Source organism: Halobaculum marinum (genome assembly GCF_029338555.1).
In the GTDB taxonomy this organism is placed as follows: Archaea; Halobacteriota; Halobacteria; order Halobacteriales; family Haloferacaceae; genus Halobaculum; species Halobaculum marinum.
Window position 1 is genome coordinate 101,321 of the sequence record NZ_CP119990.1, and the last position, 23,185, is coordinate 124,505.

Sequence of the window (23,185 nt, forward strand, 5' to 3'; positions counted from 1 at the left end):
TCCGATCGACCGGATCAGTCGTCCTGCACCGTGTCGGGCGTCGTCGCCACGACAGGGTCGTCTGCGCCCTCGGAGGCACCCGCGACGACGGTCCGCGCCGGAATCGGGTCGTCGCCGCGAGGCGCGAGCGTCAGGAGTCGCTCGAGCACCGTGAGGTCGTGCGGTTGCTGCTTCTGGATCGTCTCGTACTCGACGACGATGTCGCCGTCGACCTCGCGGATCCGGACGTAGTTGAGCCGGAACGACGGGTAGTAGACGAGCGGGAGTAAGCCGAGCACGACCGACCGTCGGCGGAACCGCTTCAGCCACGTCCCGGTGTTGACGACGACGCGCCCGTCGACGGGCGTGACGGCCGCACGGTGGGTGTGGCCGTACACGAACGCGGCGACGTCGGGGCGCTCGGCGAACACTTCGCGGGCGGCCTCGACGTAGCGGTCGGCGACCGTCTCGGGCGCCTCCTCGCGAACCAGTCCGAACCGCGAGAGTGTCCCCCGAACGTCGCGCGCGAGGACGTAGAGGGGGATGGCCATCACGAACAGCAACAGCATGACGACGATGTTGACCACGATCACGAAGTCGATGACCACCCCGACGACGCTGAGTGACGCCAGTATCTCAGAGAAGGTGGCATACGGCCACGACCAGATCCCGGTGATCGCGAGGAGGAACGTGAGGAACACGAGGACGCTGGTGTTGAACAACAGCAAGAACGGGAGGAACACGTAGCGGAGCAGCGGGTTCATCTCCCGGTAGAAGTACATCGACGCGATCCACGACGGAATCTCCGTCATCGGCGTCACCGACTGGATGTCCTTGAGCCAGTTGTACTTCCCTCGCTGGGAGAGTTTCCCCGCTCGACTCGTGATGTGTTGGTTCACGAAGTAGCCCGGCGGGTTCGCGTACGGGTTGCCGAACTCGGGGCTGGTGTTGTTCGGGTCGCGCTGTTGGCCGTGTTCGACCCACACCGTCCGGCCGGCGACCTCGCGGGTGATCACCACCTCCTGTTCCAGCCGCACGTTGTACGCGGCGAGGCGCTCGACGTACTCGGGGTAGCACGCGAGTTCGTAGTCGTGGTTCCCGGGGATGATCGTGATGGGGACCCGCTCACCGGTGGCGCGGAGTTGCTCGAACAACTCGGGGTAGCGCTCGACGAGAGCGTCGAACTTCTCCATCCCCTCCAGTTCCGTGAACTCCCACAGCCCGAACAGGTCGCCGTTGACGATCAACTCGGCGTCCTCGTCGCTGCGTTCGAGGTCGCGCAGGAACGCGAGCAGTTCGGCCTCGAACTCCATTTCCTGGAGCGCCTCGTCGCCGCCGATGTGGAGGTCGCTGATGAAGTAGTACTGCGTCGCGTCCGTCGGTGCGATGTGGGTCGTCATCAGGTGTCGGTCGTGAGAAGTCGATTCGGGCCCCAGTTCACCAGGGTCCCGGGTAGTCTATCGCGCTACTCGGACAGTGCGACCCCGCTGGCCCGCCGACCACGTCGGTCGGGCCGAGGTGAAGTCGATTCAGGCCGCGGGGCGGCCCATCTCGACCTCTTCGTTGCCGTGAAGCAGGCCACCGACGGCACCGCCGACGATGCCGGGCACCGCGGTGAAGACGATGAACGCTAGCGCCGCCAGCCCGAGTCCGAGGCCGAGGAAGCCGGTGACGAGGGTCCCCAGCAGCGTCAAGATCAGAGTGACGATCACGGCGCCGAGCGTCGTCGCCAGCGCGCCGTGGAACGCGTCGCTCAGGAGCGACCGGTTGTTCATGTAGCCGGCGACGCCGCCCGCGATCAGGCCGGCCAGCCCGGCACCGACCACGGGGAGGCTCGCGTTCGTGAACGGCAGCCCCAACCCACTGACGAGTCCGATGATGATCGACGCGACAAACCCCGCAAGCACCGCTCTCCAGTTGACCATGACAGTGTATCGACGCGTCGGATATTAACCACAGTTTCCCGATACGGACGGCTGCTCGCCACCAACGGTCCGGCTTGTACCCCGTTCCGCCCGGTGGTCGGTCCATCGGCCGGTCACCGGTTGGTCGAGTCGCCGCCGAGTCGGGCGGCGAGTTGGTCGGAGATGTCTGTCAGGTGGGCCGTCCCGAGCACCGCGACGATCAGCCCGCCGATGGAGTTGTACACGAGGTCGAGGATCGTGTCGTCGAGACCGTACTGGGTGAGCACCTCCGTCAGCCCGAGGAGCGTCGAGACGACGCCGATGTAGAACTCGATCAGCTCCCAGATCACGCCGAACGCCATCACGAACATGAGGAGGTACGCGAACGTGAACAGCGGCGGGAGCTCGATGTGCTCGGAGTGGACCTGGAACGCGCGGATCACCGCGTAGGCGGCGCCAGCGACCAGCGACGACGACAGCGCGTGGGTCATGTGGTCCCACCAGTCGAGCGCCTTGTACGGGCTGAGGAACTCCAACCCCGGGAGCGGGAGCGTCCCGAGCGCGTGCAGGAACATCGCCACCGAGATCCACACCACGAGGCCGACGCTCATCGTCACGTCGAAGCGCCGCCGCAACAGCGCAGGCAGGAACGTGACGAGCAGGCCGACGCCGGCGTTGACCGCGACCCCGGAGTTGCCGTACACCAGCCCGAGCGCGAACATGATCCCCATCAGCACCTGCAGGAGCCTGACGACCGCTTGCCCCGTCGTTCCGGGGAACGTCCGGCGTTCGGTGATCACGCCACCACCTCCGGCTCCTCGGCGGCGCTCGCACCGTCGCGGGCGAGCAGGCGGCGGAAGTACCACCGGAACAGCAGGCCGGCGACGACCCCCGCAATCGCGGCGGCGGTGAACACGTACATCAACTCGTCGTTCGTCTGGACGAAGCGCGTCCCGAACAGGACGTTCGAGGCGGCCGAGCCGACCGCCCAGAATCCGGCGGTCGCCAGCGTCGCGACGACGACGAACGCGATGGCGAACCCGGGCGTCATGCGGACCGAGGTGACCAACTGGAGCGCGACGACGACCAACAGCGCCAGCGTCGCGACGCTCACGCCGATCACCACCTCGCCGAAGAACCCCGGCTGGCCGGTACCGACCGCCAGTGGGATCGCCGCGATCACGAGCAACGGCCACGAGACGGTGCGTGTCCACCGCTGGGCGACCAACGGCGGGACGACCGCTACGAACGCCGCGACACTCGCGATCGTGAGTATCGCGAGGAGGCCGGCGAAGAACGCCAGCACGGCGATCGCGGCGATGACTGCGGTCACGACCCACGAGACGGCGGCGTTGACCCGCTCGTCGCGAACGAACCACTCTTCTGGAAGTTGTTGACTCATGTTCTGCTCCGGTCGGCACGCGGTCGGCGGACGACCGATGCGCGAACTACCCTTCTAGTCGACATGACGACGCAAAAACGAACGTTCACGCTGCGTGCACGTCGTCGCCACGAAGCCGTCCCTCAGTCGGCACGGAACGGATCGGTTCCTATCTGGTGGGAGCGCGCAGTCGACTTCTTCGTCGCTCGCGAGGACGTTCCACCGTGGAGTACGACATCACGTCCAGACCATCGTACGCGCTACTCACCGTCTCGCTCGACGCCACAGAGTCGATCCGTGCGGAGTCCGGTGCGATGGTGAGTCACGACGCGGGCATCGACATCGAGACGAACGCGACCGGCGGATTCCTCAAGTCCGTCCGTCGCGCCTTCGGCGGCGAGAGTTTCTTCCAGAACACGTTCACGGCGCGCGAATCGGGTGACGTGTCGTTCGCCCCGCCGCTCCCGGGCGACGTCGACCACGTCGAACTGAACGCGGAGACGCTGTACGTCCAGTCGGGGTCGTACCTCGCGGGCGCCGAGGGACTCGACGTAGACACCGACTTCGGGGGCGCACGCTCCTTCTTCGGCGGGGAGGGGTTGTTCCTCCTGCGCGTCTCTGGGACTGGACCGCTGTTTCTGTCGAGCTACGGCGCCATCGAGTCGGTCGACCTCGACGAGCGCGGCTCGTTCGTCGTCGACACCGGCCACATCGTCGCGTTCGAGGACACCGCCGACTTCACCGTCCGGAAGGTGGGCGGTCTGCGCTCGACGCTCACCAGCGGCGAGGGGCTCGTCTGTGAGTTCTCCGGGTCGGGGACCGTCTGGCTCCAGTCGCGCAGTCAGGACGCGTTCCTCTCGTGGCTGATCCCGAAGCTCCCGACGCAGACGAACTCGGCCTGAGGCGCCACCGCTGGCGTCCCGTCCGGTCGCACGGTCCCAGCGCCGTGCGAATTCCCGCACCGGCTAACCGCCCGGTCCGTGAACCGGACGGCGATGCGACTCGTCCGGACCCTCGTCCCCGAGGACGGCCTCGCGGCCGTCGAATCCGTCCTCGACGGCTACGACATCGACTACGTCGTCGTCAACGAGGCGGGCGACACAGACGCCGAGGGGCTCCTCGTCGAGTTTCCGGTGCCGACGCAGGCGGTCGAGTCCGTGCTGGCGGAGGTCCGCGAGGCGCGGGAGGCCGACCACGGCGGGTCGGAGGAGCCGCCGGAAGACGCCTACACCGTCGTCACGAGCGCCGAGTCCGTGTTCGCACCCCACGTCGACGAACTGGAGGCGCGGTTCGTCACCGGCACCGAGGAGGACGACGCAATCCCGACCGAGGAGATTCGCTCGACGGCGCTGGACATGACGCCGAGTCCACTGACGTACTACTCGATGACGCTGTTGAGCGCGCTCGTCGCGACGGCGGGGCTGCTGCTCGACGCTCCCGCCATCGTCGTCGGGTCGATGGTGATCGCGCCGCTCATCGGGTCGGCGCTGACTGCGAGCGTCGGGACGGTGCTCGACGAGCGGCGGATGCTGTGGGAGGGGCTCAAGACGCAACTCCTCGGGCTGGCGCTTGCGATCGCGGCGGCGACGGCGTTCAGCCTGGCGCTGCGATCGGCGGCGTTCCTCCCGCCGGCCCTCGACGTGACCACGACCCGCCAGATCGCCAACCGGATCTCGCCGGGGCTGTTGTCGGTCGTCGTCGGCGTCTGCGCGGGCGCTGCCGGGGCGTTCGGCCTCGCAACTGGTGTCTCCGTCGCACTCGTTGGCGTCATGGTCGCGGCGGCGCTGGTGCCGGCGGCCGCCGCCGTCGGCATCGGCATCGCGTGGCGCGTGCCGTCAGTCGCGCTCGGCGCGTTCCTCCTGTTGGTGTTGAACGCGCTGGCGATCCACCTCGCGGCGGCAGCCGTCTTGTGGCACCTCGGCTACCGCCCGGACGACGCGACGGCCAACCGCGACGGCGGCCTCCCGTGGTCCCGCTACGCCTCCGTCGCCGCGGTCGCGCTGGTCGTCCTCGCACTGTTCGTCGCTGCCGGCGCGACTGTCGGGACCCAGATCGCCTTCGAGCGACAGGCCAACGTCGTCGCCGCAGACGTGGTCGACGAGGAGCGCTACGAGGCGCTGGAACTCGTCTCCGTCACCACCGAGTTCGGGCTCCCGGACGCGCTCCTCGCTTCGGGAGACCGCGCGGTCACGGTCGTCGTCTCGCGCCCGGTCGACCGGCGCTACCCGGACCTCGCGCGAACCATCGCCGACGGCATCGAACGCGAGACGGGTAACCGTGTGGCGGTGACCGTCGAGTTCGTCGACCGCCAACGCGTTTCCGCGCCGGCGAGGGCGGTCGGGAGCAGTCGATCGCGGTAACCCTCACGTTTTATCACCTAGTATCGACGATCGGTAGTCATGGGAGTAACTGACAAGCGAGTGGGCGAGCCGGAGCGTCCGAGCGAGCCGCGGGAGGCGCCGCCGACGGGGGTTCGAGGACTTGTGACACGGGTGCGCGAACGGCTGGCCGAGTGGTCGCGAGTCCACGCGCGGATGCAGGTGGAACTGCTCGCGGGCCAACCGCGGGACCGCTGAGCGACCGCCGAGGCGCGTCGTGGGCTCGGCGCCGCCTCAGACCGCGCAGTTGTTGCGTCCAGTCTCCAGCGTGACCGTCTCGGTCGCGTCTGCTGGCTCGTCGACGCCGCGGTTGATCCGGATCACGCGCTCGTAGTTCGCAGGCTTCTCCGGTAAGTCACCGGTCATCCGGTCGACGAACGCCGCCTCGTCGAGGCCGTACAGTGCGAGGCCGTCGAGCACGTCTCCCAGGCGGGCGCCGACGAGCGAGCCCGGTTCGGCGGTCGCCCACGTCCCGTCGGAGTCCACGTGGACGTGGCCCGGGAGGACGGTCAGATCTTCGGGCAAGGCTCCGAACACCTCGTGGAGCGTCTGGTGGGCCATCCGGGCGCCCTCGGCGGCGCCTTCCTCGCCGAACTGGAGTTCCGTCCGCCCCACCGAGTCGACGAACAGCGCGTCGCCGGTGAGCACGGCGTGGTCGCCGAGACGGTAGCTGACGAGTTCGGACGTGTGACCGGGCGTCGACAGCGCCGTCAGGTCGGTGTCGCCGACGGCGAGCGTCTCCCCGTCGGCGAGCGGCGCGTAGTCGATGGCCACGTCGCGCTCGATTGCGCCCTCGCCGAGTCGGTACGGGACGCCGAGCCGGTCCGCGAGCGCGCGGCCCCCACTGATGTGGTCGGCGTGGACGTGCGTGTCGAGCACCGCCGTAATCGTCAGGTCCCGCTCGGCGGCGGCCGCGAGGTACTGGTCGACGTGGCGACCGGGGTCGACGACGACCGCCTCGCCCGCCGAGCGCGACCCGACGAGATACGAGAGGCAGCCCTTCCCGCGGCGGCCGAACTGGACGACGACGAGGTCGTCGGACGGTTCGAACACCGCCGTCTCGTACAGGTCGTTCCAGTCGCGCATCCCGCCGGAGACGGCGGCCACGTCGTCCCACCCGGCGCGGTCCATGCGGACCGCGAGGTTCGCTGAGGTGACCCCCTTCCCGCAGATGGTGAGCACCGGGCGCTCGGAGGGGGCGACCTCGCGCAACGTCGCGAGTTGCTCATCGGAGAGCGCCTCGGTCGGGCCGAACGGGAACGACACCGCGCCCGGGACGCGCCACGACTCGTAGCTGTCGACGGGTCTCGTATCGAGCAGCGTGAACTCTCGGCGGTCGTCGATCGCGTCCGCGAGCCACCGCGCGCTGTGTACCTCGATCATGCTGTCTTGTGTTCGGCGGACACTATAATGCGTTCCGGAGGGGCACTCGTCCGCGTCCGCTACGTACGTCGGTCGCTCCGAGCCAGCGAACGCTTGTCGGGTTCACGCAATCGAGTCCGGTGGCTACCGGGGGTACCCGACACCGCCGCCGGATGTGGGAGTAGGGTGGGCGTTCGTCCGCGGACGGCGAGAGAAACTCCGCGTCTGTCGCTGACTTGGGCGGATTAGCTAGCGAACGGTGTGCTGTTCCGGTGGAACATCGACAAACCAAACGTATTTGGTTGCCACACTCGAATCCCGAGTAGACGCAGATGGACCTGACCAGCAGCCAGCGCGACATCCTCAACACCCTCGTCAACGGGTACGAGACCGACGAGTCACCGATGCCGGCGACCGAGATCGCGGAGGTCTGCGACCGGCACGTCGGCACGATCCGCAACTTGATGCAGATGATGAAGTCGTTGGGCCTCGTCGAGGGCGTTCCGGGGTCAGAGGGAGGGTACGTCCCCACCGACGCGGCGTACGAGGCACTCGACCGCGACCGCGCGGGCGGCGAGGAGATGCTCGGCCTCGCCCACGACTTCGACCGCGTCGACGTGGCGGTGGAGTCGATCGGCTTCACGAACGTCCACCACCCGGAGAAGTGCCGCGCTCGCGTGACGTTCCGCGAGTCCGTCGCCCGTTTCGACGTCGGTGACCCGGTGATCGTCGGCCCGACGCCGAACGGCCTCGTCATCGCGGGCGAAGTCGAGGCGACCGACGAGGGACACAACGTCCTCCATCTCGCAGTGTACAACCTCGAGGCGCCCCTCTCCGAGTAGCGGCGTCGCGACGCTGGGTCGCTACTCCCCCGTCTCGAACTTCAGTTCTAACTCGTGGAACGGCCCCGGGTCGGGCCGATCTGCCGTCGTCGGCGGCGTGGAGCGTTTGTGCTGCGACCGCACGTGCGCTTGCGCACAGCGGCGCACGACCACCGGATCGACCCCCTGCGCCGCGGCGGTCCGGGTGATGCCGATGTCCCGATCGACGAGGCCCTCGAGCACGCCGTCGACGGTCGCTGCGGACCGTTCGATGTCCATCTCGGCGTCGGGCTCTGCTCCGACCGTCGCTCCCACGTCGGCGGACTGCTCGACCACGGAGTCAGGGAGGTCGAGGTGGCGACCCAGCGCCGCGACCTCTGTACGGTACAGCCCACCGAGGGGGCGGAGGTCGACGGCTTCGTCGCCGAACTTCGTCACGCGGCCCAACTGGAGGTCGGTCCGGTCGGTCGTCCCGAGCACGAGGTCAGTCTCCGTGTTGGCGACGTAGTAGGCGCACGCCATCCGCACTCGGGAGACGAGGTTCGCGAGTTCGCGGACGCCTGCGCGTTCGGTAACCTCGTGGGGGAGTGCCGACTCCATCTCGACGACGAGCGGGCGGACGTTGACGCGGTCGAACTCGATGCCGAGGTCGTCCGCGATCACGGCGGGGTCGGGACGGTCGAGGCGGCTAGTCTTGTGACACGGAAGGTGGAGACCGTACACACGCTCTGGGCCGAGCGCGTCGGCGGCGAGGGCGGCGACGACGCTGGAGCCGACATCGCCCGATAGCCGGACGACGACGCGCCGTGCGCCGGCGGTTTCGACGCGCTCGCGGACGAACGAGGTGAGGTCGTCGGCGACGTGGCCGACTCGCTCGCCCCCGGTCACGAGGCCGTCGCCGCCGTCGAGTACACGGAGTGGTCGCGGCGGGGCCGACGGTCGCGTCCGCTTGTGTGCCGTGCGGTGCATCCGCGCGGCCTGTTCGGCGACCGTCGCCGGGTCCGCGTCGAGTCGGTCGACGACAGCCGCCGGGGGTCTGACGCCCCGCTCGCCGGCGTCGAGGGCGTCGACGACGCGGTCGAGGGTCGCGTACGTGGCCCCAAGGTCGGCCTCGTCGGTCTGCCCGTCCCAGAAGCCCGCAGTCGGCGCCTTCTCGCGGATCTGCTCGGGGACTCCGAGGTGGGCGGCGAGCGTGCGCACCTCTCCTTTGTCGTACTCACCGAGCGGGAGGAGGTCGACGCCGCCGTCGCCGTACTTCGTGTAGTAGCCGAGGAGTCGCTCCGTCCGGTTGGCGGTGCCGACCACGAGCCGGTTGGTCGCGTTCGCGACGAAGTACGCTGCCGCCATGCGGAGACGCGCCGCCAGGTTACCAGCGGCGTACTCGTCGCCGGCAGGGGCGATCCGAGGGGCGAGGTGTCGCCTGAACACGTCGACCGCCGGGGCGAGCGGCGCCGTCGCGTGGTCGACACCGAGGGTCGTCGCCCACTCGCGGGCGTCGTCTGTGTCCTCGTCGCGCGTCTCGGCGGTCGGCAACGCCAGCGTGTACACGTTGTCCGCCCCGAGCGCCTCCACGGCCACCGCCGCGGTCGTCGCTGAATCGACGCCCCCGGACAGCGCGACGACCGCGCCGTCCGCATCGGCGTCGTCGACTGTCTCGCGGACGAGACGGACCGCGCGGTCACACAGGAGTTCGGGTGGCCGGGACTCGCTGGTGTTCGCGGTGGTGTCCCGTATCCCGTGACTGCCGATCGACACGGTCACTCACCTCCACCCGTCGCGCGGTCGACGTCGGGCGGCGCCTCCCCGGCGGACGGGCCGCTCGGGAGCGGGACGGCGACGTCGGACTGGATCCACGCGCTCGTGTGGTTCCGGTCGTAGACGATGATGGCGCCGTCTTGGAGCGAGATGCGTGCGTACCGGTCGTCGTCGGACTGGTGGGTCGGCTCGGAGGCGGTGTCGGCGGGGATGTCGTCGCTCATGGGGTTGGGACGGGTTCGGTTTGGCTTGGCTGGCGGCCCCTGCCGCTGCCGGGGAACTTCGATTGATCGATACGGGATCTACCTGTGTGTGTAGTGCTCGTATGTGCTGTATTGCCTGAATCGTTGGAGGGTTCGTCAGTCAATTTGGGGACAAGCATTCCGAATCGGCTATTTCTGCTCACGCTGATGAACACCTCGTCAGGACCCTAAAGAGTTCCGTACAATGACCTAGTTATGATACGATACCGCCTGAGTATTATGACTGTATTAGGTTTCTGAGTTATGGATGGGAAGAACAAAGCCGGATCAATGTAGATCCGTTCAGAATTGGGTGGTGGGCTGAGATACGGCGAGATCGGGCCGTGATCGGTGGAAATGACGTCGGCAGTGCCGCTGCGGGGCGATGGAGCGAATCGACGCGCCGAGTCAGGTCGGCAAGGTATGGATAACTCCCAACGTACGGACAAACTACTTCGACGAGAGGGATCCGGTATCCACCCTGACTCGTCGGTGCCCGCGAATAACTAATTATGTACGAATGACACGTGGTCTCGATGAAAGTCACCTACCTCGAATCAGCTGCGATTCTGGTCGAGACCGACGACGTCACCATCCTCTGTGACCCGTGGTTGCTCGACGGTGCGTACTACGGCTCGTGGGCACACTACCCCGAGCCACCGTTCGAGCCGGAGGACTTCAACGACGTCGACTACATCTACGTCTCGCACGTCCACCCGGATCACTTCCACCCGCCGACGCTGGAACGACTGGACACCGACATCCCGATCCTGATCCACGACTACCGCTGGGACTACTTGCGCGACGCCGTCGAAGACCTCGGCTTTGAGGCGATCGAGTTGGCCGACGGCGAGCGATTCGCTCTCGGCGGCGACACCGAGATCGCGATCCACGCCGCCGACGGCTGCGACCCGGAGCGGTGTGGCAACTTCTTCGGCTGTACGTGGTACGACAGCGACGCCGACACTCCCGGGTCGACGCAGGTGGACTCGATGGCGGTGATCTCAGACGGCGGCGAGGTGCTCGTCGACACGAACGACTGTCCGTACTCCATCGCCTTGCCAACGTGCGAGCGGATCAAACAGGAGTACGGCGAGATCGATATGCTGTGTCACCAGTACAGCGCGGCGCAGTTCTACCCGCAGGCGGTGACCAACTACGACCACGACAAGAAGATCGCCGAGCGCGACCGCGTGATCCAAGAGAAGTACGAGATCGCCACCCAGTTCATCGACCTGTTCGACCCGACGTACTACATGCCGTTCGCGGGTGAGTACGTCCTCGCGGGCAACCTCGCGCACCTCAACGAGTACACCGCGAATCCGCCCCGGGCCGACGCCAAGGAGTTCTTCGACGCGAACACGCCGCCCGAGAACGAGTGCGTGTTCCTCAACTCCGGCGAGTGGCTCGACGTGACGACGGGCGAGGTCTCCGCCCCGTTCCAGCCGTCGGACCCGGCGGAGAAACAGCGGTACATCGAGGAGGAACTCGCGCCGCGTTCGTTCGACTACGAGGCTGACCCGAGGCCGACGCTGGAGGAGCTGCAGGCGTTCGTCGAGCCGGCGTACGAGCACATGGAGGCGAAGCGGCTGCGGATCGGGTACGAGACGGAGACGACAGTGCTGATCCCGCTGGTCGACGACGTCTGTCTCGAACTGTCGATGGACGGCTCCGGCTTCGACTACACGACGGCGCTCGACACCGACGCATACGACCGCTGGGTCAAGCTGGACGTGGACCCGCGTCTGCTCGCTCGCCTGTTCGAGAGCCCGCACGAGGCCTACTGGGCCGACGCGAAGATCGGTTCGCACGTCGGCATCAGCAAGAAGCCCGACGTGTACGAGCGTGGGCTGTTCAACGTCTTGGGGTCGTTCCACACCGACGGTGCAGTCACCCGCCGGGGACCGGGCAAACAGGAGGAGGCCACGAGTATCACCACCGACGGCGGCGACACTCAGTAGTCGCCGAGCACGCCGAGGCGGCGCGCTCGTCGCGTCGCCAGTTGGAACACGGCGTAGCCGGCGCCGAGGTAGACCCCCGCGACAGCGACCAACAGCGCCAGGTCAGTGAGCGGGAACTCCCACAGGCGCGTCCCGTCGACCATCGCGCGCTGGAGCAGCTCGCTCCCGTGGGCCAACGGGAAGACGGCGAGCCACGGCGCGTCGAGCGCGGGCGCCGACACGAGCACGACGAAGCCGAACTGGAGGAGGTTGAGCCAGTTACCGATCCGCTTGTAGAGGACGGCCAGGCCGCCGGCGGCGAAGCCCAAGCCGAGCACCGAACACACCGACAGCGTCGCGACGACGAGCACCGTGCCGACGTTGAGGCTGAGCGACGTGCCGGTGATGAGCAGCATCGCCGCGAGCACGACCGACGAGATGACGAAGGTACGCACCACCTTCGCGGCGCCCTTGAACAGCGCGACCGGTGCGAAGCCGAACGGCGTCATCACGTGTCGTTCGAGCGTCCCCCACTGCACCTCGCTGCCGATGTCGTTGGAGACGGCGGAGTACGCGCCCACCGACAGCGTCCACAGGAAGTAGCCGACGACGATGCCCTCGATGGAGTCGGCCAGCGCCGGCCCCGCGAGCATCCGGCCGCCGACGAACAGCACGCCGAAGAAGAACAGTGTCACCACGATGGCGCCGACCGCGTTCGCCGGGTAGCGCACGAAGATCAGGTACTCCCGGTACAGCACGGCGCGTGCGAGGTGCCAGTACGTCGCCGGTCGCGGTTCGTCCATGGCGTCGGCGCCCTCCCCGCTCATCGGTCCGCCTCCGTCGTCCCCGACGCACCCGAGTCGTCGAGACCGGTCAACGACACGAACACGTCCTCCAGATTCGGTTCGACCGTGCGGACAGCGTGGAGGCGTACGTCGCGCGAGCGCAAGAACGCAAGCAGGTCGTACAGCCCGTCGCTGTCGACGGCGACTTCGATTCGCGTTCCGTCTTCCCCGTCGAGTTCCGTCGCGTCGGTCACGTCGAACCGATCGCGAACGGTGTCCACGAGGGCGTCGTCGAGGTCGGGGCTCGCGACCCGGACGGCGCTCACGCCGCCGTTCCGCAGCAGCGCGTCGACGGTGTCGTCGGCGACGACGCGCCCGTCCGAGACGATGACGACGCGGTCGCAGACGGTCTCGATCACGTCCATGTCGTGACTGGAGAGCACGACCGTCAGATCCTCCTCCTCGGCGAGTCGGCGCAGTTCGCGCTGGAGCGTCCGCGAGCTCTCGACGTCTAGGCCGAGCGTCGGTTCGTCGAGGAACACGACTTCCGCGCCGCCCGCGAGCACGGTCGCCAGCGACACCTTCTGTTTCATCCCGCGCGAGAGGTCGCGCACCGGCGTGTCCGCCTTGTCCGCGAGGTCGAGTTGGCGGAGGATGCGCTCGTGGCGGTCGGCGACGGAGTCGGGGTCGACGCCGCTGATCGTCGTGAAGTAGCGGAGGTTCTCGCGCACGGTGAGGCGCCAGTAGTCGTTGCGCGCCCCCTCCAGCATCGCGTCGACGCGACCGTACGCCCCGCGTGGGTCGTCGAGCACGTCAGCCCCGAGCAGGGTGACGGACCCCTCGTCGGGGAGCACCATCCCGAGGATGGACTTGATCAGCGTCGTCTTCCCCGCACCGTTCGGTCCCAACAGCCCGACGACGGAGCCGCGCTCGATCCGCAGGGAGACGCCGTCGACGGCGGTCACGGCGTCGTCGCCGCTCCCGAAGCGCTTGCGGAGGTTCTCGACGACGACCGCGTCCTCGCGGGCCGGTGACGCCTCGGTGGCGCTCGCTCCGTGGGCTGTGGACCCGGACCGGTCGACTCGTTCGGCGCTCGACGCGGCGGCGTCGGCCCCGGATCCCCGTGTCATCGACGGGAGTAGTACCCCCACCAGAAAAGACCGTTCGGTGAGATGGGACGTCTCGCTCCAACGGTAATCCGGCCCAATCGGACGAGCTTACCGACTCGACAGGGTACGACGAACAATCCGCCGGATCTGCGTTGTACTATTCGCTATGAACATCAACTGGTACGCGGTACTGACAGGCTTCGCGGTCGCCCTCGGCTTGAGCATCGTGATATCGTTGCTGACGCCCGTCGGGGGCACGTCGGTGCTGCTGTTGGCGGCGCCCGCGCTCGTCGGCGGGTTCGTCGCGGGGTACATGGTATCCGGCGCGAGCGACGGCGCGATCAACGGTGGTCTCGCGACGGTGATCGGCGCGATCGCCGTGCTCGTGTTCCTCCTCGTCATGGAGGTCCTCGTGGCTGGGCTCATCGCAACCGTCGTCACCGCGACGATCGGGATCACCGCGATCCTCGTGCAGGCCATCCCCGGCGCCGCCGCCGGCGCACTCGGCGGGTGGATGAAAGACCGGCGCGAGCCAGCCCCCGCGGGCGCGACGACGCCCCGCTGACGGCGCCCTGCTGACGGCGCGTCGATCCTACGGCTGACGCCGCCACGGCTTGACGCCGCGGCGACGCCACTCGCCAGCGGAAAATGCGGCACACCTTCTTCGGCACGTTCCTTCCAGTCGTCGACTCGCTGCGCGACGAATCGCTGCAGCGGTCGGCGGTCGCCGTCCGGCATCGGTTTGTCGAGCTTACTACCGGGCCACTCCGACGTTGTCGACGCCTACTCTTGTCCCCGTGTGCCGAACCGACGGGCATGGCTGCGGATCGTCTCGACGAGTCGAACGAGACCGGGCGGCTCCCGGCGTTGAGCGACGGCGTCATCGCCATCGTGATCACGCTCCTCGTGTTGGACATCACGGTCCCCGACCTGCCGCCGGGCGCGTCCGAGTCGGCGATCGTCGCCGCCGTGCTCGCACAGAGTGGGCAGTTCGTCGGCTACGTGTTGAGTTTCCTCACGATCGGGCTGTACTGGACGCTCCACCGTCGGGCGTTCACGTACATCGACCGCCACGACCGCGGAGTCGTCTGGCTCAACCTCCTGTTCTTGCTACTGGTCAGCTTCGTCCCGTTCGCGACGAGCGTGTTCAGCACCGCGGCGACGCGACTCGCCGTCGCGTTCTACGCGGCTGTGCTGGCTATCACCGGGCTGATCCTCACGGTACTGTGGGTGTACGCGGGCCGCCAGCGACTCATGCGAGAGGGACTCGGCTCTCGCGTCGTCGTCATCGACGCCGCGCGCTTCCTCGCGACCCCGGCGGTGTTCGCACTGTCGATGGTGATCGCCACAGTGAGCACCCGGTGGGCGATCGCCTCGTGGCTTCTGTTGCTCCCGATCAACGGCGTGCTCCAATCTCGTCTCGCGGAGGCGTTCGAGTCGGAGTGAGGCGCCGCCGAATGACGATTCGACCCCAGACCCCCGCGTACACTCCCCTTATCGGTTGGTAACCCAGACCGACACGACCGCCGCCGTGACATAACGAAGTGTGTTCTCCCCCTCAACCCCAGCAGGCGGCAGCGACGGGACTCCCGACGCGCCGACACCCATCCCATGAGTTCCCACCTCGACGAACCACGACCGTTCAGATACGACGCCGAAGTCGACCCCGGCGAGAAGCGCCACATCGACTACGAGGTCGGCGAGACGTACCTCGGGAAGCCGGTCGAGATCCCGGTGACGATCATCAACGGCGAGCACCCCGGCCCGCGGCTGTTCCTCTCGGCGGCGATCCACGGCGACGAGGTCAACGGCGTGAAGGTGATGCAGGAGGTCGCCGATCGTTACGACCCGGCACAGCTCCACGGCACCATCGTCGTCGCGCACGTGCTGAACGTCCCGGGGTACATCGCGCAACAGCGCTACCTCCCGATCTACGACCAGGACATCAACCGGACGTTCCCCGGCACCGAACACGGCTCGACGGCCTCGCGGATGGCGAAGGTGATCTACGACCGGTTCGTCTCGCGGTGCGACTTCGGCTTGGACTTCCACACCTCGACGCGGAACCGGATGACGGTGTTCCACGCCCGCGCCGACATGGAGGACGAGGGCGTCCGGCGACTCGTCGAGCAGACCGGGATCCCGCTAACGATTGCCGGCGCGGGCGCCTCGGGGATGATGCGCCGCGTCGCCACGGAGGCGGGCACGCCGATCGTCACCGTCGAGATGGGCGAGGCGAACCGCTTCCAACCGCTGCTCATCGATCTTGGCCTCCAGGCGGTCGAGAACGTCCTCGCGGCCAACGAGATGTACCCGGACGCAGAGCCGGTGTACCCCGAGTTCACGAAGGTGCTCCGCTCGTCCGACGAGAAGCGGTGGATCCGAGCGGACCACGGCGGGCTCGTGGAGATGAAGTGGGGACCGTTGCCGATCGTCGACGAGGGCGAGACGATCTGCGTCGTCTCCGACCACTACAAGCGCGAACAGCACGTCGTCACGGCGCCGTTCGACGGGTTCCTCGTCGGTATCCTCGCAAACCCTCGCGTACTCCCCGGACACCCGCTGGTCCACCTCGTGTCGATCACCGAAGACGACCGCGAGGCGATCCGAGACACGTACGAGCGCGTCGGCTTCCTCCGGCACGGCACGTTCCACTGGATGGGCCGCACCGACCCCGACCGCCTCGCGCGACTACTGGCCGCGGACGACCGACGGGGGACCGACGGCGGGGACTGAGCCCGGCGTCGGCGTCTCGACCGACCCTACTTCGCGCATTTGCTGTATAACAACGACGCTGGGCGCCGTATCCGGGCGTCGGTGATACTGAATGACTGAGAGTCGATTGACCGACGGCGGGTCGACGATGGCGAGCGAACAGCGTCGAGAGAGCGTTCGGACCTTCCGGATCGCGGGTGTCCTGATCGCGATCATCGGGGTGTTCGGGATCGTGTTCCCGTTCGTCGCCGGGGTGTCGCTTTCGCTGTTGCTCGGTCTGGCGCTGGTCGTCGGCGGGGTCGTTCACGCGGTCCACGCGTTCCGATCGCGCAACTGGAAGGGGTTCCTCGGGTTGGGCCTGCTCGCACTCGTGTACGCAGTGGCCGGCGTCGCGCTGGTCGTGAACCCCATCCTCGGGCTGACCTCATTGACGCTGCTCGTGATCGCGTACCTGCTCGTGTCCGGCGTGGCCGAGACCGCGATCGGGATCCAGATCCGCGGCGACCCGAACTGGGGCTGGATCGTGTTCAGCGGCGCCCTCTCGGTGGTGCTTGGCCTGCTCCTGCTGGCGGGGTTCCCGGGGACGGCCGTGTGGGCGGTCGGACTCCTGTTCGGCATCAACCTCCTCTCGACCGGCATCGCGATGGTGTTCGTCGGGCGGGGGCTGGAGGAAGAACCGACCGTCGTCGAGGCGGATACCGGCGCGATGGGGTAGCCGACGAGCCTCCCCACGGCAGCACGTCCCGAGCGCGAACGTGGACCTGCGGGGTGGTGAGGGACGGGCGTGAACTCGTTTTCGAGACTGGACGGCCGGTTCCGTCACGACGATGCGCGCTGCGGCTACCTGTCAGACGGTCGCCACCGACGCCGACGCGCCGCGTTGCGGTATCGACTGAGACCGTGCTCGGAGGTCGCCGAACGGCGGGGTCGGATCCTCGCGCTCTGAGATCTGCGCCTCCAGGAAGCCGACGCGCACGACGACGTCACGGTCGAACTCCTGGCTCAACTCGTCGTCCCACCGCTGTGCGAGGTCGGGTGGCGCTTCCGTGTCCCGTGGCACCGCTACGAGGACGTTCACCTGCGGTTCGTTCCCGAGGACCAGGTCGATCGGTTCGTAGTCGACGGTCACGCTGACCAGTTCGACGCCTTCGATGTCTGCCTCTTCGAACCCCTGTTGGAACTCCGCCTGCACCTGCTGTTCGAAGGAGGCGGTCTGGAAGCTCGCCCAGGTGACCCCACCGAGGACGATCGAGAGCACGGCGATCCCGACGGCGATGACGAGGATCCGCGAGGTGAACGACTTCCGGACGCGCTCGAACTGGCCGGCGTCGAGCGGCTTGTACCCCGCCCAGTAGAACAACAACAGCGCCGAGAGGTTGATCGCCAGCAGGTTGACGAGCACGAGCACGGCGGCCGCGATCGCCACGGCCGGCAGCCCGAACGCGATGCCGAGCCCCGCGGTGGCGGCCGGGGGGACGAGCGCCACCGCGATGGCGACGCCGACCAGCGTCGAGCCGGAGCCGCGCATGATGCTCAAGGCGCCGGCGAGCCCGGAGCCGAGCGCGAGGAACAACGACAGGAAGTTCGGCGAGGTGCGCTCGGCGACCTGTGGGATCTGGCGGATGTCGACGCCCGGCGGGATCAACACCGATCCCTGCAGCAGCAGGCCGAGGATCGCTCCCGTGGCGATGGCAGCCGCGAGGCCGATCACCTGGAGTTTGACGCCGCGGCTGGCCATCTCGCGGTCGTCGAGGATCGTCCCCACGCTTGCGGAGATCGCCGGCCCCATGAGCGGCGCGACAACCATGGCGCCGATGATCGTCGCCGCCGAGTCGAGCAACAGTCCGGTTGCGGCGATTACCGTACTCAAGATCAGGAACGCGAAGAAGGTGGAATTGGCCGGTGCGAGGTCCTCGGCGCGGGCGTGCAACTCCTCGCGAGAGATTCGCAGCCCCGGGAACCGCTCGATCAACGCGTCGAGGCGCTGGGAGACGACGGTCTCGGTCGGGAGGACGATCGCGTACGAGTCCTCCGGGACCCCCGCCTCGCTGAGCCGCTCCATGATGGTCTCGACGCCGCTGGGCGGCACCGGGAACTGGACCATCGCCTCGAAGTCGCCGCGGCCGACCTCGTCGAACAGCGCGTAGTCGATTCCTTCGCCGTCCAACGCGTCGAGGACGGGTGCACGTGCTCCCTCGGGGATCAGGACTTGTACGAGTCGCATCTGTATGGAAATCACCGTGTGCGGGACCGGCTCCGGAGGGAGCACCCCGCGAGTATGTGTAGTCGGCGAGCGGTTCGCTCCCCCGGACGCCGAACGGGAAGCCGGGGGAGTGGTGGGCGCCGGTGGAACTACCCGGCGACCTCCTCGGCGGCGAACGCCTCGCGGAGGCGGTCCTCGTCCTCGGGCGAGAGGTTCGTCTGGATGATCTCGAAGTCGACGTCCTGGAGTTCATCGACGATGCGATCGGTGTTGGCGTCGCGTGCCAGCAGGAACAGCGCCGACTCGCCGGGGTCGACGCTGTCGGCGACCTCCTCGATGAATTCGTCGTCGATGCCGATGTCGGTGAGCTTCCCGGAGATCGCACCCGTCACGGCGCCGATCGCCATCCCGAGCCACGGCATCCAGAATATCATCCCGATCAACAGCCCCCAGAACGACCCGCCGAGTGCACCGGCGCCGACGAGGCTGTGGGCCTGCTTCACCTTCACGTGTCCATTCTCCTTGCGGACGGCGACAGCGGCGTCTTCCAGCGTGATCAACTCACGCCGTTGGAAGTCGTACATCCGATCGCGCATGTCGGATGCACCGTCTTCGTCCCCGAACGCCATCACGATTAACGAGCTCATCTGCAAGCGGCCTTTCACCCGTTCCAGTCATTGTAATGACGAGTGTACGCGACGGTATGCTCGCTGTACGTTGGAACCGCCCGAGGGCGCGGCGACAGTACGGTCGACCTTCGGCGACGAAGGAGGTGACTTTCCGCACGCAGGCGGGCAAGCGTTCGTCGCCGAACCGCCGGCGGCGCCTGCCGCCCGGCGACGGCGCACACCGAAATCTGTTTGACGGACGTGTCCGTCGCCCAACGTGATGTCGCCCTCCACCGACCCGTTCGCGCTGCCCGAATCACTCGCCAGATTCACGCCGGACAGTCGTCGGTGGCGGGCCGGTGTCGCCGCCGCGTGCGCCCTCGGGGCAGTCCTCTCGCTGTACGCGACGCTCGCCGTCGTCTCGGGGGTTAAAAGTGGGGCCGCGTACACGGCCTTGGCCCTGCTGTTTGCAGTACTGGCCGTCACTCTCCCGGCGGTCGCGAGCGCCGTCGCGCTCGCACCTGCGTCCGCGTACGCAGACGGCGCCGACGGCGGCGGCAAAGGCGACGGCGCGAGCGAAGCGGACGACGCCGTCGAGACGCTGAAGCGACGCTACGCGACCGGCGAAATCGACGAAGCGGAGTTCGACGACCGCCTCGACACGCTCGTCGAACTCGACGCCGCGGCGCCCCACGACGCCGTGAACGACGGTCGATCGACGACGCAAAATCGGCTGCGCAAGGAGGCCAAGACCGAGTGACGCAGCCGTGACGGCGATGGGAACGGCGTCTGCTCCGATCCTTACGACCCGGGCTCGAACTCGACCAGCTCGGCGGCCTCGTCGACGATCAGTCCAACACCGGGCGCGAACACTTTCTCGTCGCCGTCCTCGGGTCCCTCACCGCCCTCCAGCGGGTTCCACTCGCTGAGCGCGAGACAACCGTCGAACTCGCCGTACGGAACCGTCACCGACACGTCGGCGTCCGTGATCGCCGCGACATCCTCGGCGACGCCGGGAGCGATCTCCCGCTGGAACACGCTTCCCACGACCGGCCAGGCGGGCATGTACACTCCCGGAGCGGTCGTCTCGCCGTCGGCGCGCCACGCGCCGGGGTTCCCGACGACCTCGCCGTCCTCGTACTCGTCGACGTCCTCGCCGAAGTACCAGACCGTGCCGTCGCTCGACTGCGCGAGGAAGTTGCGCGACACCTCGACCAGCGACTCCTCGTCAAACGAGTCGCCCTCCTCGGCCTCCCACTCTCGCTCTTCGACGACGCGGGTCGTCACGCCCGCGACCTCCTCGACCTCGTCGAGGACGGTGATCTCCACCCGAATGGTGACGGTGTCGCCGTCGTCGTCCTCATCCCCTTCGAGCACTGCGCGTTGGCCGACGGTGAACGGAGCGAACTCGGCGTCGATATCGACCGAGTACCCGTCTCCACCACCGCCGTCCTGGTCACCTCCGTTCTCGCCGTCCGGTTCGCCCTCGCCATCGTCCCCGCCATCGTCGTCCTCTTGGGCAACGGCGGGACTGGTCGCCAGCGTGACGGCGCCCGCGCCGACGCCGGCGGCGCCCGCCAGTTCGAGGACAGTTCGTCGGGAGACGACCGGCAGGCGGGCCGCCGGCGGGTCGTGCTCTGGGTCATCTGCTGCCTGTTCTACCGCATCGCGTGGGTCTGTCTTCGTCATGTCCAAGTACACCTCGACGCCGCGGTCGGCACCCGCCAGTCTCCACAGTCCCGCCGGGATAGGTGTCGTGGCGTCCGTGAACGGTACGTGACAGGGGTGCATTGTTATCCAGTCGGCGCCGCTCGGTAGCCTGGTCCGAGGGGAAGTCTCGCTCGGGTCGCTGCTCCGATTGCGCCCGCACGTGGACGCGGGCCGGTAGCAGCGCCGTACTCGCCCCCGCCGTCGCCGACCGGCCCCGACGTGACAGCGGGCTTTTGTCGCCGCCACCCCTCTCTGCCGACGATGAATGTCGCGATCGTGACCGTCGGCGACGAGGTGCTCGCGGGGGAGACGACGAACACGAACGCGTCGTGGCTGGCCGGCGAGATCGCTGCTCGCGGTGGACGCGTCCGCCGGATTCTCACGATGCCGGACGACCGGGCGGCGATCACCGCCCGCGTCGGGACGTGGGCCGACGCCTACGACGCAGTGATCGTCACCGGTGGCCTCGGTGGCACCCACGACGACGTGACCGCCGACGCCATCGCCGACGCGTTCGACCGCGAGTTGGTCGTCCACGACGCCGTCCACGAGGACGTGATCGAGACGGTCGCCGCCTACCGCGACGCCAACCCGGACCTGGTCGAGGCGCACGACCTCGACATCGACGTGGCCGCGTGGGCCGCGCTCCCCGAGGGCGCTCGCTACGTGCTCAACGATGAGGGCCTGTGTCCGGGGTTCGTGCTGGAGAACGTGTACGCGATGCCGGGCGTCCCGGGCGAGGTGCGCGCCATCTTCGCCCGCGTCGCCGACGAGTTCGTCGGCGAGTCCGTCGCCGAGACGCTGTACACCCCGCAGCCGGAGGGGTCGATGCTGGCAGCACTCGACGGTGTCCGGGAGCGATTCGACGTCGCGGTCGGGAGCTACCCGGACACGGAGGGGTACAACCGGCTGACGGTCCGCGGCGAGGACCCCGGAGCCGTCGCCGATGCGGCAGCATGGCTCCGCGAACAGGTCGAGGTCGTCGACGAGGACTGACAGTGATTCGGCCGTGTGACCCGTCGTCCGACTGGTGAGCGCTGTCGCTCGCGAGTGTAGGACGACGGGGTAGGTCGGTCGGCGGTGACCGCGGATGCCCGCGGGAAAGGGTGCCGCCCGACCGTGCCGTCTTCTCATCGGAACGGGCGTGGCGGGATAACCCCGTCGGTCGCGTCGTCGCCACAGGTGACCTCCTGGTACCCCGGTAACACTCGTGTCCGCTCGCACTCAAGTTGGTGGGTGTCCTACAGGGGATAATGGCAGCAGTCACACCCACACCGGGCATCCACCACGTCACCTGTATCGCGGGCGACCCCCAGCGCAACCTCGACTTCTGGGTCGAGACGCTCGGCCTGCGTCTCGTGAAGCGGTCGATCAACCAGGACGACCCTGGCACGTACCACTTCTTCTTCGCCGACGCGGAGGGGACACCCGGCACGAGTATGACGTTCTTCCCGTGGGAGAACATGTCGCCGGGGAAGGTTGGGTCGGGGCAGGTGTCGCGCACTGCGTTCCGTGTGCCCGAGGGGAGTCTCGACTTCTGGGAGGCCCGCCTCGACGACCACGGAGTCGACTACGACGACCGCGTCGAGCGATTCGGCGAGACGGTCCTCCCGCTCACCGACCCCGACGGCCTCCCCATCGAATTGGTCGAGGTGGAAGTCCCCGACGACGACCCGACCGTGCCGTGGACGGAGTTCGTCCCCGCCGAACACGCGATTCGCGGGTTCCACTCGGTGACGCTGTGGCTCGCGAACCCCGACGCGACGATGGACCTCCTCCGGACGATGGGGTTGGAGGAGGTCGGGACCGAGGAGTCGCAGGGAGACACGCCGGGCGACGAGCGGACGCGGTTCGCCGCCAGCGGGCCCGTCGGGAAGTACGTCGACGTGCTCCCGACGATCCAGGGCGGGCGACAGGGACACGGGACAGTCCACCACGTGGCGTTCCAGACGCCCACCGACGACGACCAATCGGCGATGCGCTCGGCCGTCCAGAGCGAGGGCCTGCGCCCGACCCAGCAGATCAACCGCCACTGGTTCCGGTCGGTGTACTTCCGCGAGCACAACGGCGTCCTGTTCGAATTGGCGACGAGCGACCCGGGCTACGACAGCGACGAACCGCTCGACGACCTCGGCGGTCGCCTCGTGCTCCCCGGCCAGTTCGAGTCGCGGCGCGACGAGATCGAGGCGCAACTGACTGACGTGACGGTTCCGCGGGCGGACGCGGTCGAGGCCGACGACTGAGCGCCGCCGCCCACGGTCGCGAACCGACGCCGGCCTTTTTGTGACGGAGC

General features: G+C 68.1%; 24 protein-coding genes. 12 read left to right on the top strand and 12 right to left on the bottom strand.

Going from position 1 to position 23,185, the window contains the following annotated elements; translation table 11 throughout:
• Positions 1-14: 14 nt before the first annotated feature.
• The 4 genes from P0R32_RS15835 to P0R32_RS15850 all read right to left on the bottom strand — a co-directional run bounded on the left by P0R32_RS15835 (position 15) and on the right by P0R32_RS15850 (position 3,285).
• On the bottom strand, positions 15-1,379 hold the full coding sequence (locus tag P0R32_RS15835) for a metallophosphoesterase (protein WP_276239618.1): 1,365 nt from the start codon (positions 1,377-1,379) through the stop codon (positions 15-17).
• 129 nt (positions 1,380-1,508) lie between these two features.
• On the bottom strand, positions 1,509-1,904 hold the full coding sequence (locus P0R32_RS15840; RefSeq protein ID WP_276239619.1) for a DUF5518 domain-containing protein: 396 nt from the start codon (positions 1,902-1,904) through the stop codon (positions 1,509-1,511).
• 113 nt (positions 1,905-2,017) lie between these two features.
• Positions 2,018-2,683, bottom strand: coding sequence for a DUF2238 domain-containing protein (locus P0R32_RS15845; protein ID WP_276239620.1), 666 nt, complete (start codon positions 2,681-2,683; stop codon positions 2,018-2,020).
• Positions 2,680-3,285, bottom strand: coding sequence for a hypothetical protein (locus tag P0R32_RS15850; protein WP_276239621.1), 606 nt, complete (start codon positions 3,283-3,285; stop codon positions 2,680-2,682). The genes P0R32_RS15845 and P0R32_RS15850 overlap by 4 nt, the downstream gene beginning before the upstream one ends.
• Before the next feature lie 203 nt (positions 3,286-3,488).
• On the opposite strand from P0R32_RS15850, the gene P0R32_RS15855 reads away from it, so the two are divergent.
• The 3 genes from P0R32_RS15855 to P0R32_RS15865 all read left to right on the top strand — a co-directional run bounded on the left by P0R32_RS15855 (position 3,489) and on the right by P0R32_RS15865 (position 5,840).
• Positions 3,489-4,166 (top strand): TIGR00266 family protein, encoded by a 678-nt coding sequence (locus P0R32_RS15855; RefSeq protein ID WP_276239622.1) that lies wholly within the window; start codon positions 3,489-3,491, stop codon positions 4,164-4,166.
• 93 nt (positions 4,167-4,259) lie between these two features.
• A complete protein-coding gene (locus P0R32_RS15860; protein ID WP_276239623.1) occupies positions 4,260-5,624 on the top strand; it encodes a TIGR00341 family protein in 1,365 nt (454 codons plus the stop codon).
• A 39-nt stretch (positions 5,625-5,663) separates the two neighbouring features.
• The gene (locus P0R32_RS15865) at positions 5,664-5,840 is read left to right on the top strand and encodes a hypothetical protein (RefSeq protein WP_276239624.1); all 177 of its coding nucleotides are present in this window, start codon (positions 5,664-5,666) and stop codon (positions 5,838-5,840) included.
• Between the two features lie 36 nt (positions 5,841-5,876).
• On the opposite strand, the gene P0R32_RS15870 is transcribed toward P0R32_RS15865, so the two are convergent.
• Positions 5,877-7,025 carry an MBL fold metallo-hydrolase gene (locus P0R32_RS15870; protein WP_276239625.1) on the bottom strand — a complete coding sequence of 383 codons (1,149 nt, stop codon included), beginning with the start codon at positions 7,023-7,025 and terminating at the stop codon, positions 5,877-5,879.
• Positions 7,026-7,336: 311 nt separating this feature from the next.
• Here P0R32_RS15870 and P0R32_RS15875 point away from each other — a divergent pair, with 311 nt between their 5' ends.
• Positions 7,337-7,846, top strand: coding sequence for a TrmB family transcriptional regulator (locus tag P0R32_RS15875; RefSeq protein WP_276239626.1), 510 nt, complete (start codon positions 7,337-7,339; stop codon positions 7,844-7,846).
• A 21-nt stretch (positions 7,847-7,867) separates the two neighbouring features.
• Here P0R32_RS15875 and nadE read toward each other — a convergent pair whose 3' ends face one another.
• Both nadE and P0R32_RS15885 read right to left on the bottom strand, forming a co-directional pair.
• Positions 7,868-9,580 (bottom strand): NAD(+) synthase, encoded by a 1,713-nt coding sequence (nadE, locus tag P0R32_RS15880; protein WP_276239627.1) that lies wholly within the window; start codon positions 9,578-9,580, stop codon positions 7,868-7,870.
• A 2-nt stretch (positions 9,581-9,582) separates the two neighbouring features.
• Positions 9,583-9,804, bottom strand: a complete 222-nt coding sequence (locus P0R32_RS15885; protein ID WP_276239628.1) for a DUF7331 family protein — start codon at positions 9,802-9,804, stop codon at positions 9,583-9,585.
• 554 nt (positions 9,805-10,358) lie between these two features.
• Here P0R32_RS15885 and P0R32_RS15890 point away from each other — a divergent pair.
• Positions 10,359-11,783: an MBL fold metallo-hydrolase gene (locus tag P0R32_RS15890; protein WP_276239629.1), complete on the top strand. Its 1,425-nt coding sequence runs from the start codon at positions 10,359-10,361 to the stop codon at positions 11,781-11,783.
• On the opposite strand, the gene P0R32_RS15895 is transcribed toward P0R32_RS15890, so the two are convergent.
• Together P0R32_RS15895 and P0R32_RS15900 are read right to left on the bottom strand one after the other, a co-directional pair.
• Complete coding sequence (locus P0R32_RS15895) at positions 11,777-12,589, bottom strand: ABC transporter permease (protein WP_276239630.1); 813 nt, start codon at positions 12,587-12,589, stop codon at positions 11,777-11,779. The two genes, P0R32_RS15890 and P0R32_RS15895, sit on opposite strands and share 7 nt — an antisense overlap.
• Positions 12,586-13,677: an ABC transporter ATP-binding protein gene (locus P0R32_RS15900; protein WP_276239631.1), complete on the bottom strand. Its 1,092-nt coding sequence runs from the start codon at positions 13,675-13,677 to the stop codon at positions 12,586-12,588. Before P0R32_RS15900 ends, P0R32_RS15895 begins: the two co-directional genes overlap by 4 nt.
• A gap of 145 nt (positions 13,678-13,822) precedes the next feature.
• On the opposite strand from P0R32_RS15900, the gene P0R32_RS15905 reads away from it, so the two are divergent.
• The 4 genes from P0R32_RS15905 to P0R32_RS15920 all read left to right on the top strand — a co-directional run bounded on the left by P0R32_RS15905 (position 13,823) and on the right by P0R32_RS15920 (position 17,086).
• Positions 13,823-14,221, top strand: a complete 399-nt coding sequence (locus P0R32_RS15905; RefSeq protein WP_276239632.1) for a DUF5518 domain-containing protein — start codon at positions 13,823-13,825, stop codon at positions 14,219-14,221.
• Between the two features lie 251 nt (positions 14,222-14,472).
• On the top strand, positions 14,473-15,102 hold the full coding sequence (locus P0R32_RS15910) for a TMEM175 family protein (protein WP_276239633.1): 630 nt from the start codon (positions 14,473-14,475) through the stop codon (positions 15,100-15,102).
• Between the two features lie 165 nt (positions 15,103-15,267).
• The gene (locus tag P0R32_RS15915; protein ID WP_276239634.1) at positions 15,268-16,392 is read left to right on the top strand and encodes a succinylglutamate desuccinylase/aspartoacylase family protein; all 1,125 of its coding nucleotides are present in this window, start codon (positions 15,268-15,270) and stop codon (positions 16,390-16,392) included.
• Positions 16,393-16,483: 91 nt separating this feature from the next.
• Positions 16,484-17,086: an HdeD family acid-resistance protein gene (locus P0R32_RS15920; RefSeq protein WP_276239635.1), complete on the top strand. Its 603-nt coding sequence runs from the start codon at positions 16,484-16,486 to the stop codon at positions 17,084-17,086.
• 132 nt (positions 17,087-17,218) lie between these two features.
• On the opposite strand, the gene P0R32_RS15925 is transcribed toward P0R32_RS15920, so the two are convergent.
• Positions 17,219-18,595: a TIGR00341 family protein gene (locus P0R32_RS15925; protein ID WP_276239636.1), complete on the bottom strand. Its 1,377-nt coding sequence runs from the start codon at positions 18,593-18,595 to the stop codon at positions 17,219-17,221.
• 128 nt (positions 18,596-18,723) lie between these two features.
• On the bottom strand, positions 18,724-19,221 hold the full coding sequence (locus P0R32_RS15930) for a DUF1269 domain-containing protein (RefSeq protein WP_276239637.1): 498 nt from the start codon (positions 19,219-19,221) through the stop codon (positions 18,724-18,726).
• A 241-nt stretch (positions 19,222-19,462) separates the two neighbouring features.
• Here P0R32_RS15930 and P0R32_RS15935 point away from each other — a divergent pair, with 241 nt between their 5' ends.
• The gene (locus P0R32_RS15935) at positions 19,463-19,942 is read left to right on the top strand and encodes an SHOCT domain-containing protein (protein ID WP_276239638.1); all 480 of its coding nucleotides are present in this window, start codon (positions 19,463-19,465) and stop codon (positions 19,940-19,942) included.
• Positions 19,943-19,983: 41 nt separating this feature from the next.
• Here the strand turns inward: P0R32_RS15935 and P0R32_RS15940 are convergent, their stop codons facing one another.
• Positions 19,984-20,973 carry a hypothetical protein gene (locus P0R32_RS15940; RefSeq protein WP_276239639.1) on the bottom strand — a complete coding sequence of 330 codons (990 nt, stop codon included), beginning with the start codon at positions 20,971-20,973 and terminating at the stop codon, positions 19,984-19,986.
• Positions 20,974-21,153: 180 nt separating this feature from the next.
• Between P0R32_RS15940 and P0R32_RS15945 the strand changes: the two genes are divergently transcribed.
• Both P0R32_RS15945 and P0R32_RS15950 read left to right on the top strand, forming a co-directional pair.
• On the top strand, positions 21,154-21,888 hold the full coding sequence (locus P0R32_RS15945; RefSeq protein WP_276239640.1) for a competence/damage-inducible protein A: 735 nt from the start codon (positions 21,154-21,156) through the stop codon (positions 21,886-21,888).
• A 257-nt stretch (positions 21,889-22,145) separates the two neighbouring features.
• Positions 22,146-23,135, top strand: coding sequence for a ring-cleaving dioxygenase (locus P0R32_RS15950; RefSeq protein ID WP_276239641.1), 990 nt, complete (start codon positions 22,146-22,148; stop codon positions 23,133-23,135).
• Positions 23,136-23,185: the final 50 nt, after the last annotated feature.

Excerpts from the sequence above, each read along its gene's own strand:
- P0R32_RS15870 (WP_276239625.1), bottom strand. The coding sequence starts at position 7,025 with ATGATCGAGGTACACAGCGCGCGGTGGCTCGCGGACGCGATCGACGAC.
- P0R32_RS15895 (WP_276239630.1), bottom strand. The coding sequence starts at position 12,589 with ATGAGCGGGGAGGGCGCCGACGCCATGGACGAACCGCGACCGGCGACG.
- P0R32_RS15875 (WP_276239626.1), top strand. The coding sequence starts at position 7,337 with ATGGACCTGACCAGCAGCCAGCGCGACATCCTCAACACCCTCGTCAAC.
- P0R32_RS15850 (WP_276239621.1), bottom strand. The coding sequence starts at position 3,285 with ATGAGTCAACAACTTCCAGAAGAGTGGTTCGTTCGCGACGAGCGGGTC.
- P0R32_RS15860 (WP_276239623.1), top strand. The coding sequence starts at position 4,260 with ATGCGACTCGTCCGGACCCTCGTCCCCGAGGACGGCCTCGCGGCCGTC.
- P0R32_RS15930 (WP_276239637.1), bottom strand. The coding sequence starts at position 19,221 with ATGAGCTCGTTAATCGTGATGGCGTTCGGGGACGAAGACGGTGCATCC.
- P0R32_RS15925 (WP_276239636.1), bottom strand. The coding sequence starts at position 18,595 with ATGCGACTCGTACAAGTCCTGATCCCCGAGGGAGCACGTGCACCCGTC.
- P0R32_RS15885 (WP_276239628.1), bottom strand. The coding sequence starts at position 9,804 with ATGAGCGACGACATCCCCGCCGACACCGCCTCCGAGCCGACCCACCAG.
- P0R32_RS15905 (WP_276239632.1), top strand. The coding sequence starts at position 13,823 with ATGAACATCAACTGGTACGCGGTACTGACAGGCTTCGCGGTCGCCCTC.
- P0R32_RS15910 (WP_276239633.1), top strand. The coding sequence starts at position 14,473 with ATGGCTGCGGATCGTCTCGACGAGTCGAACGAGACCGGGCGGCTCCCG.
- P0R32_RS15840 (WP_276239619.1), bottom strand. The coding sequence starts at position 1,904 with ATGGTCAACTGGAGAGCGGTGCTTGCGGGGTTTGTCGCGTCGATCATC.
- P0R32_RS15835 (WP_276239618.1), bottom strand. The coding sequence starts at position 1,379 with ATGACGACCCACATCGCACCGACGGACGCGACGCAGTACTACTTCATC.
- P0R32_RS15900 (WP_276239631.1), bottom strand. The coding sequence starts at position 13,677 with ATGACACGGGGATCCGGGGCCGACGCCGCCGCGTCGAGCGCCGAACGA.
- P0R32_RS15920 (WP_276239635.1), top strand. The coding sequence starts at position 16,484 with ATGACTGAGAGTCGATTGACCGACGGCGGGTCGACGATGGCGAGCGAA.
- P0R32_RS15940 (WP_276239639.1), bottom strand. The coding sequence starts at position 20,973 with ATGCACCCCTGTCACGTACCGTTCACGGACGCCACGACACCTATCCCG.
- P0R32_RS15915 (WP_276239634.1), top strand. The coding sequence starts at position 15,268 with ATGAGTTCCCACCTCGACGAACCACGACCGTTCAGATACGACGCCGAA.
- P0R32_RS15945 (WP_276239640.1), top strand. The coding sequence starts at position 21,154 with ATGAATGTCGCGATCGTGACCGTCGGCGACGAGGTGCTCGCGGGGGAG.
- P0R32_RS15865 (WP_276239624.1), top strand. The coding sequence starts at position 5,664 with ATGGGAGTAACTGACAAGCGAGTGGGCGAGCCGGAGCGTCCGAGCGAG.
- P0R32_RS15935 (WP_276239638.1), top strand. The coding sequence starts at position 19,463 with ATGTCGCCCTCCACCGACCCGTTCGCGCTGCCCGAATCACTCGCCAGA.
- P0R32_RS15890 (WP_276239629.1), top strand. The coding sequence starts at position 10,359 with ATGAAAGTCACCTACCTCGAATCAGCTGCGATTCTGGTCGAGACCGAC.
- P0R32_RS15950 (WP_276239641.1), top strand. The coding sequence starts at position 22,146 with ATGGCAGCAGTCACACCCACACCGGGCATCCACCACGTCACCTGTATC.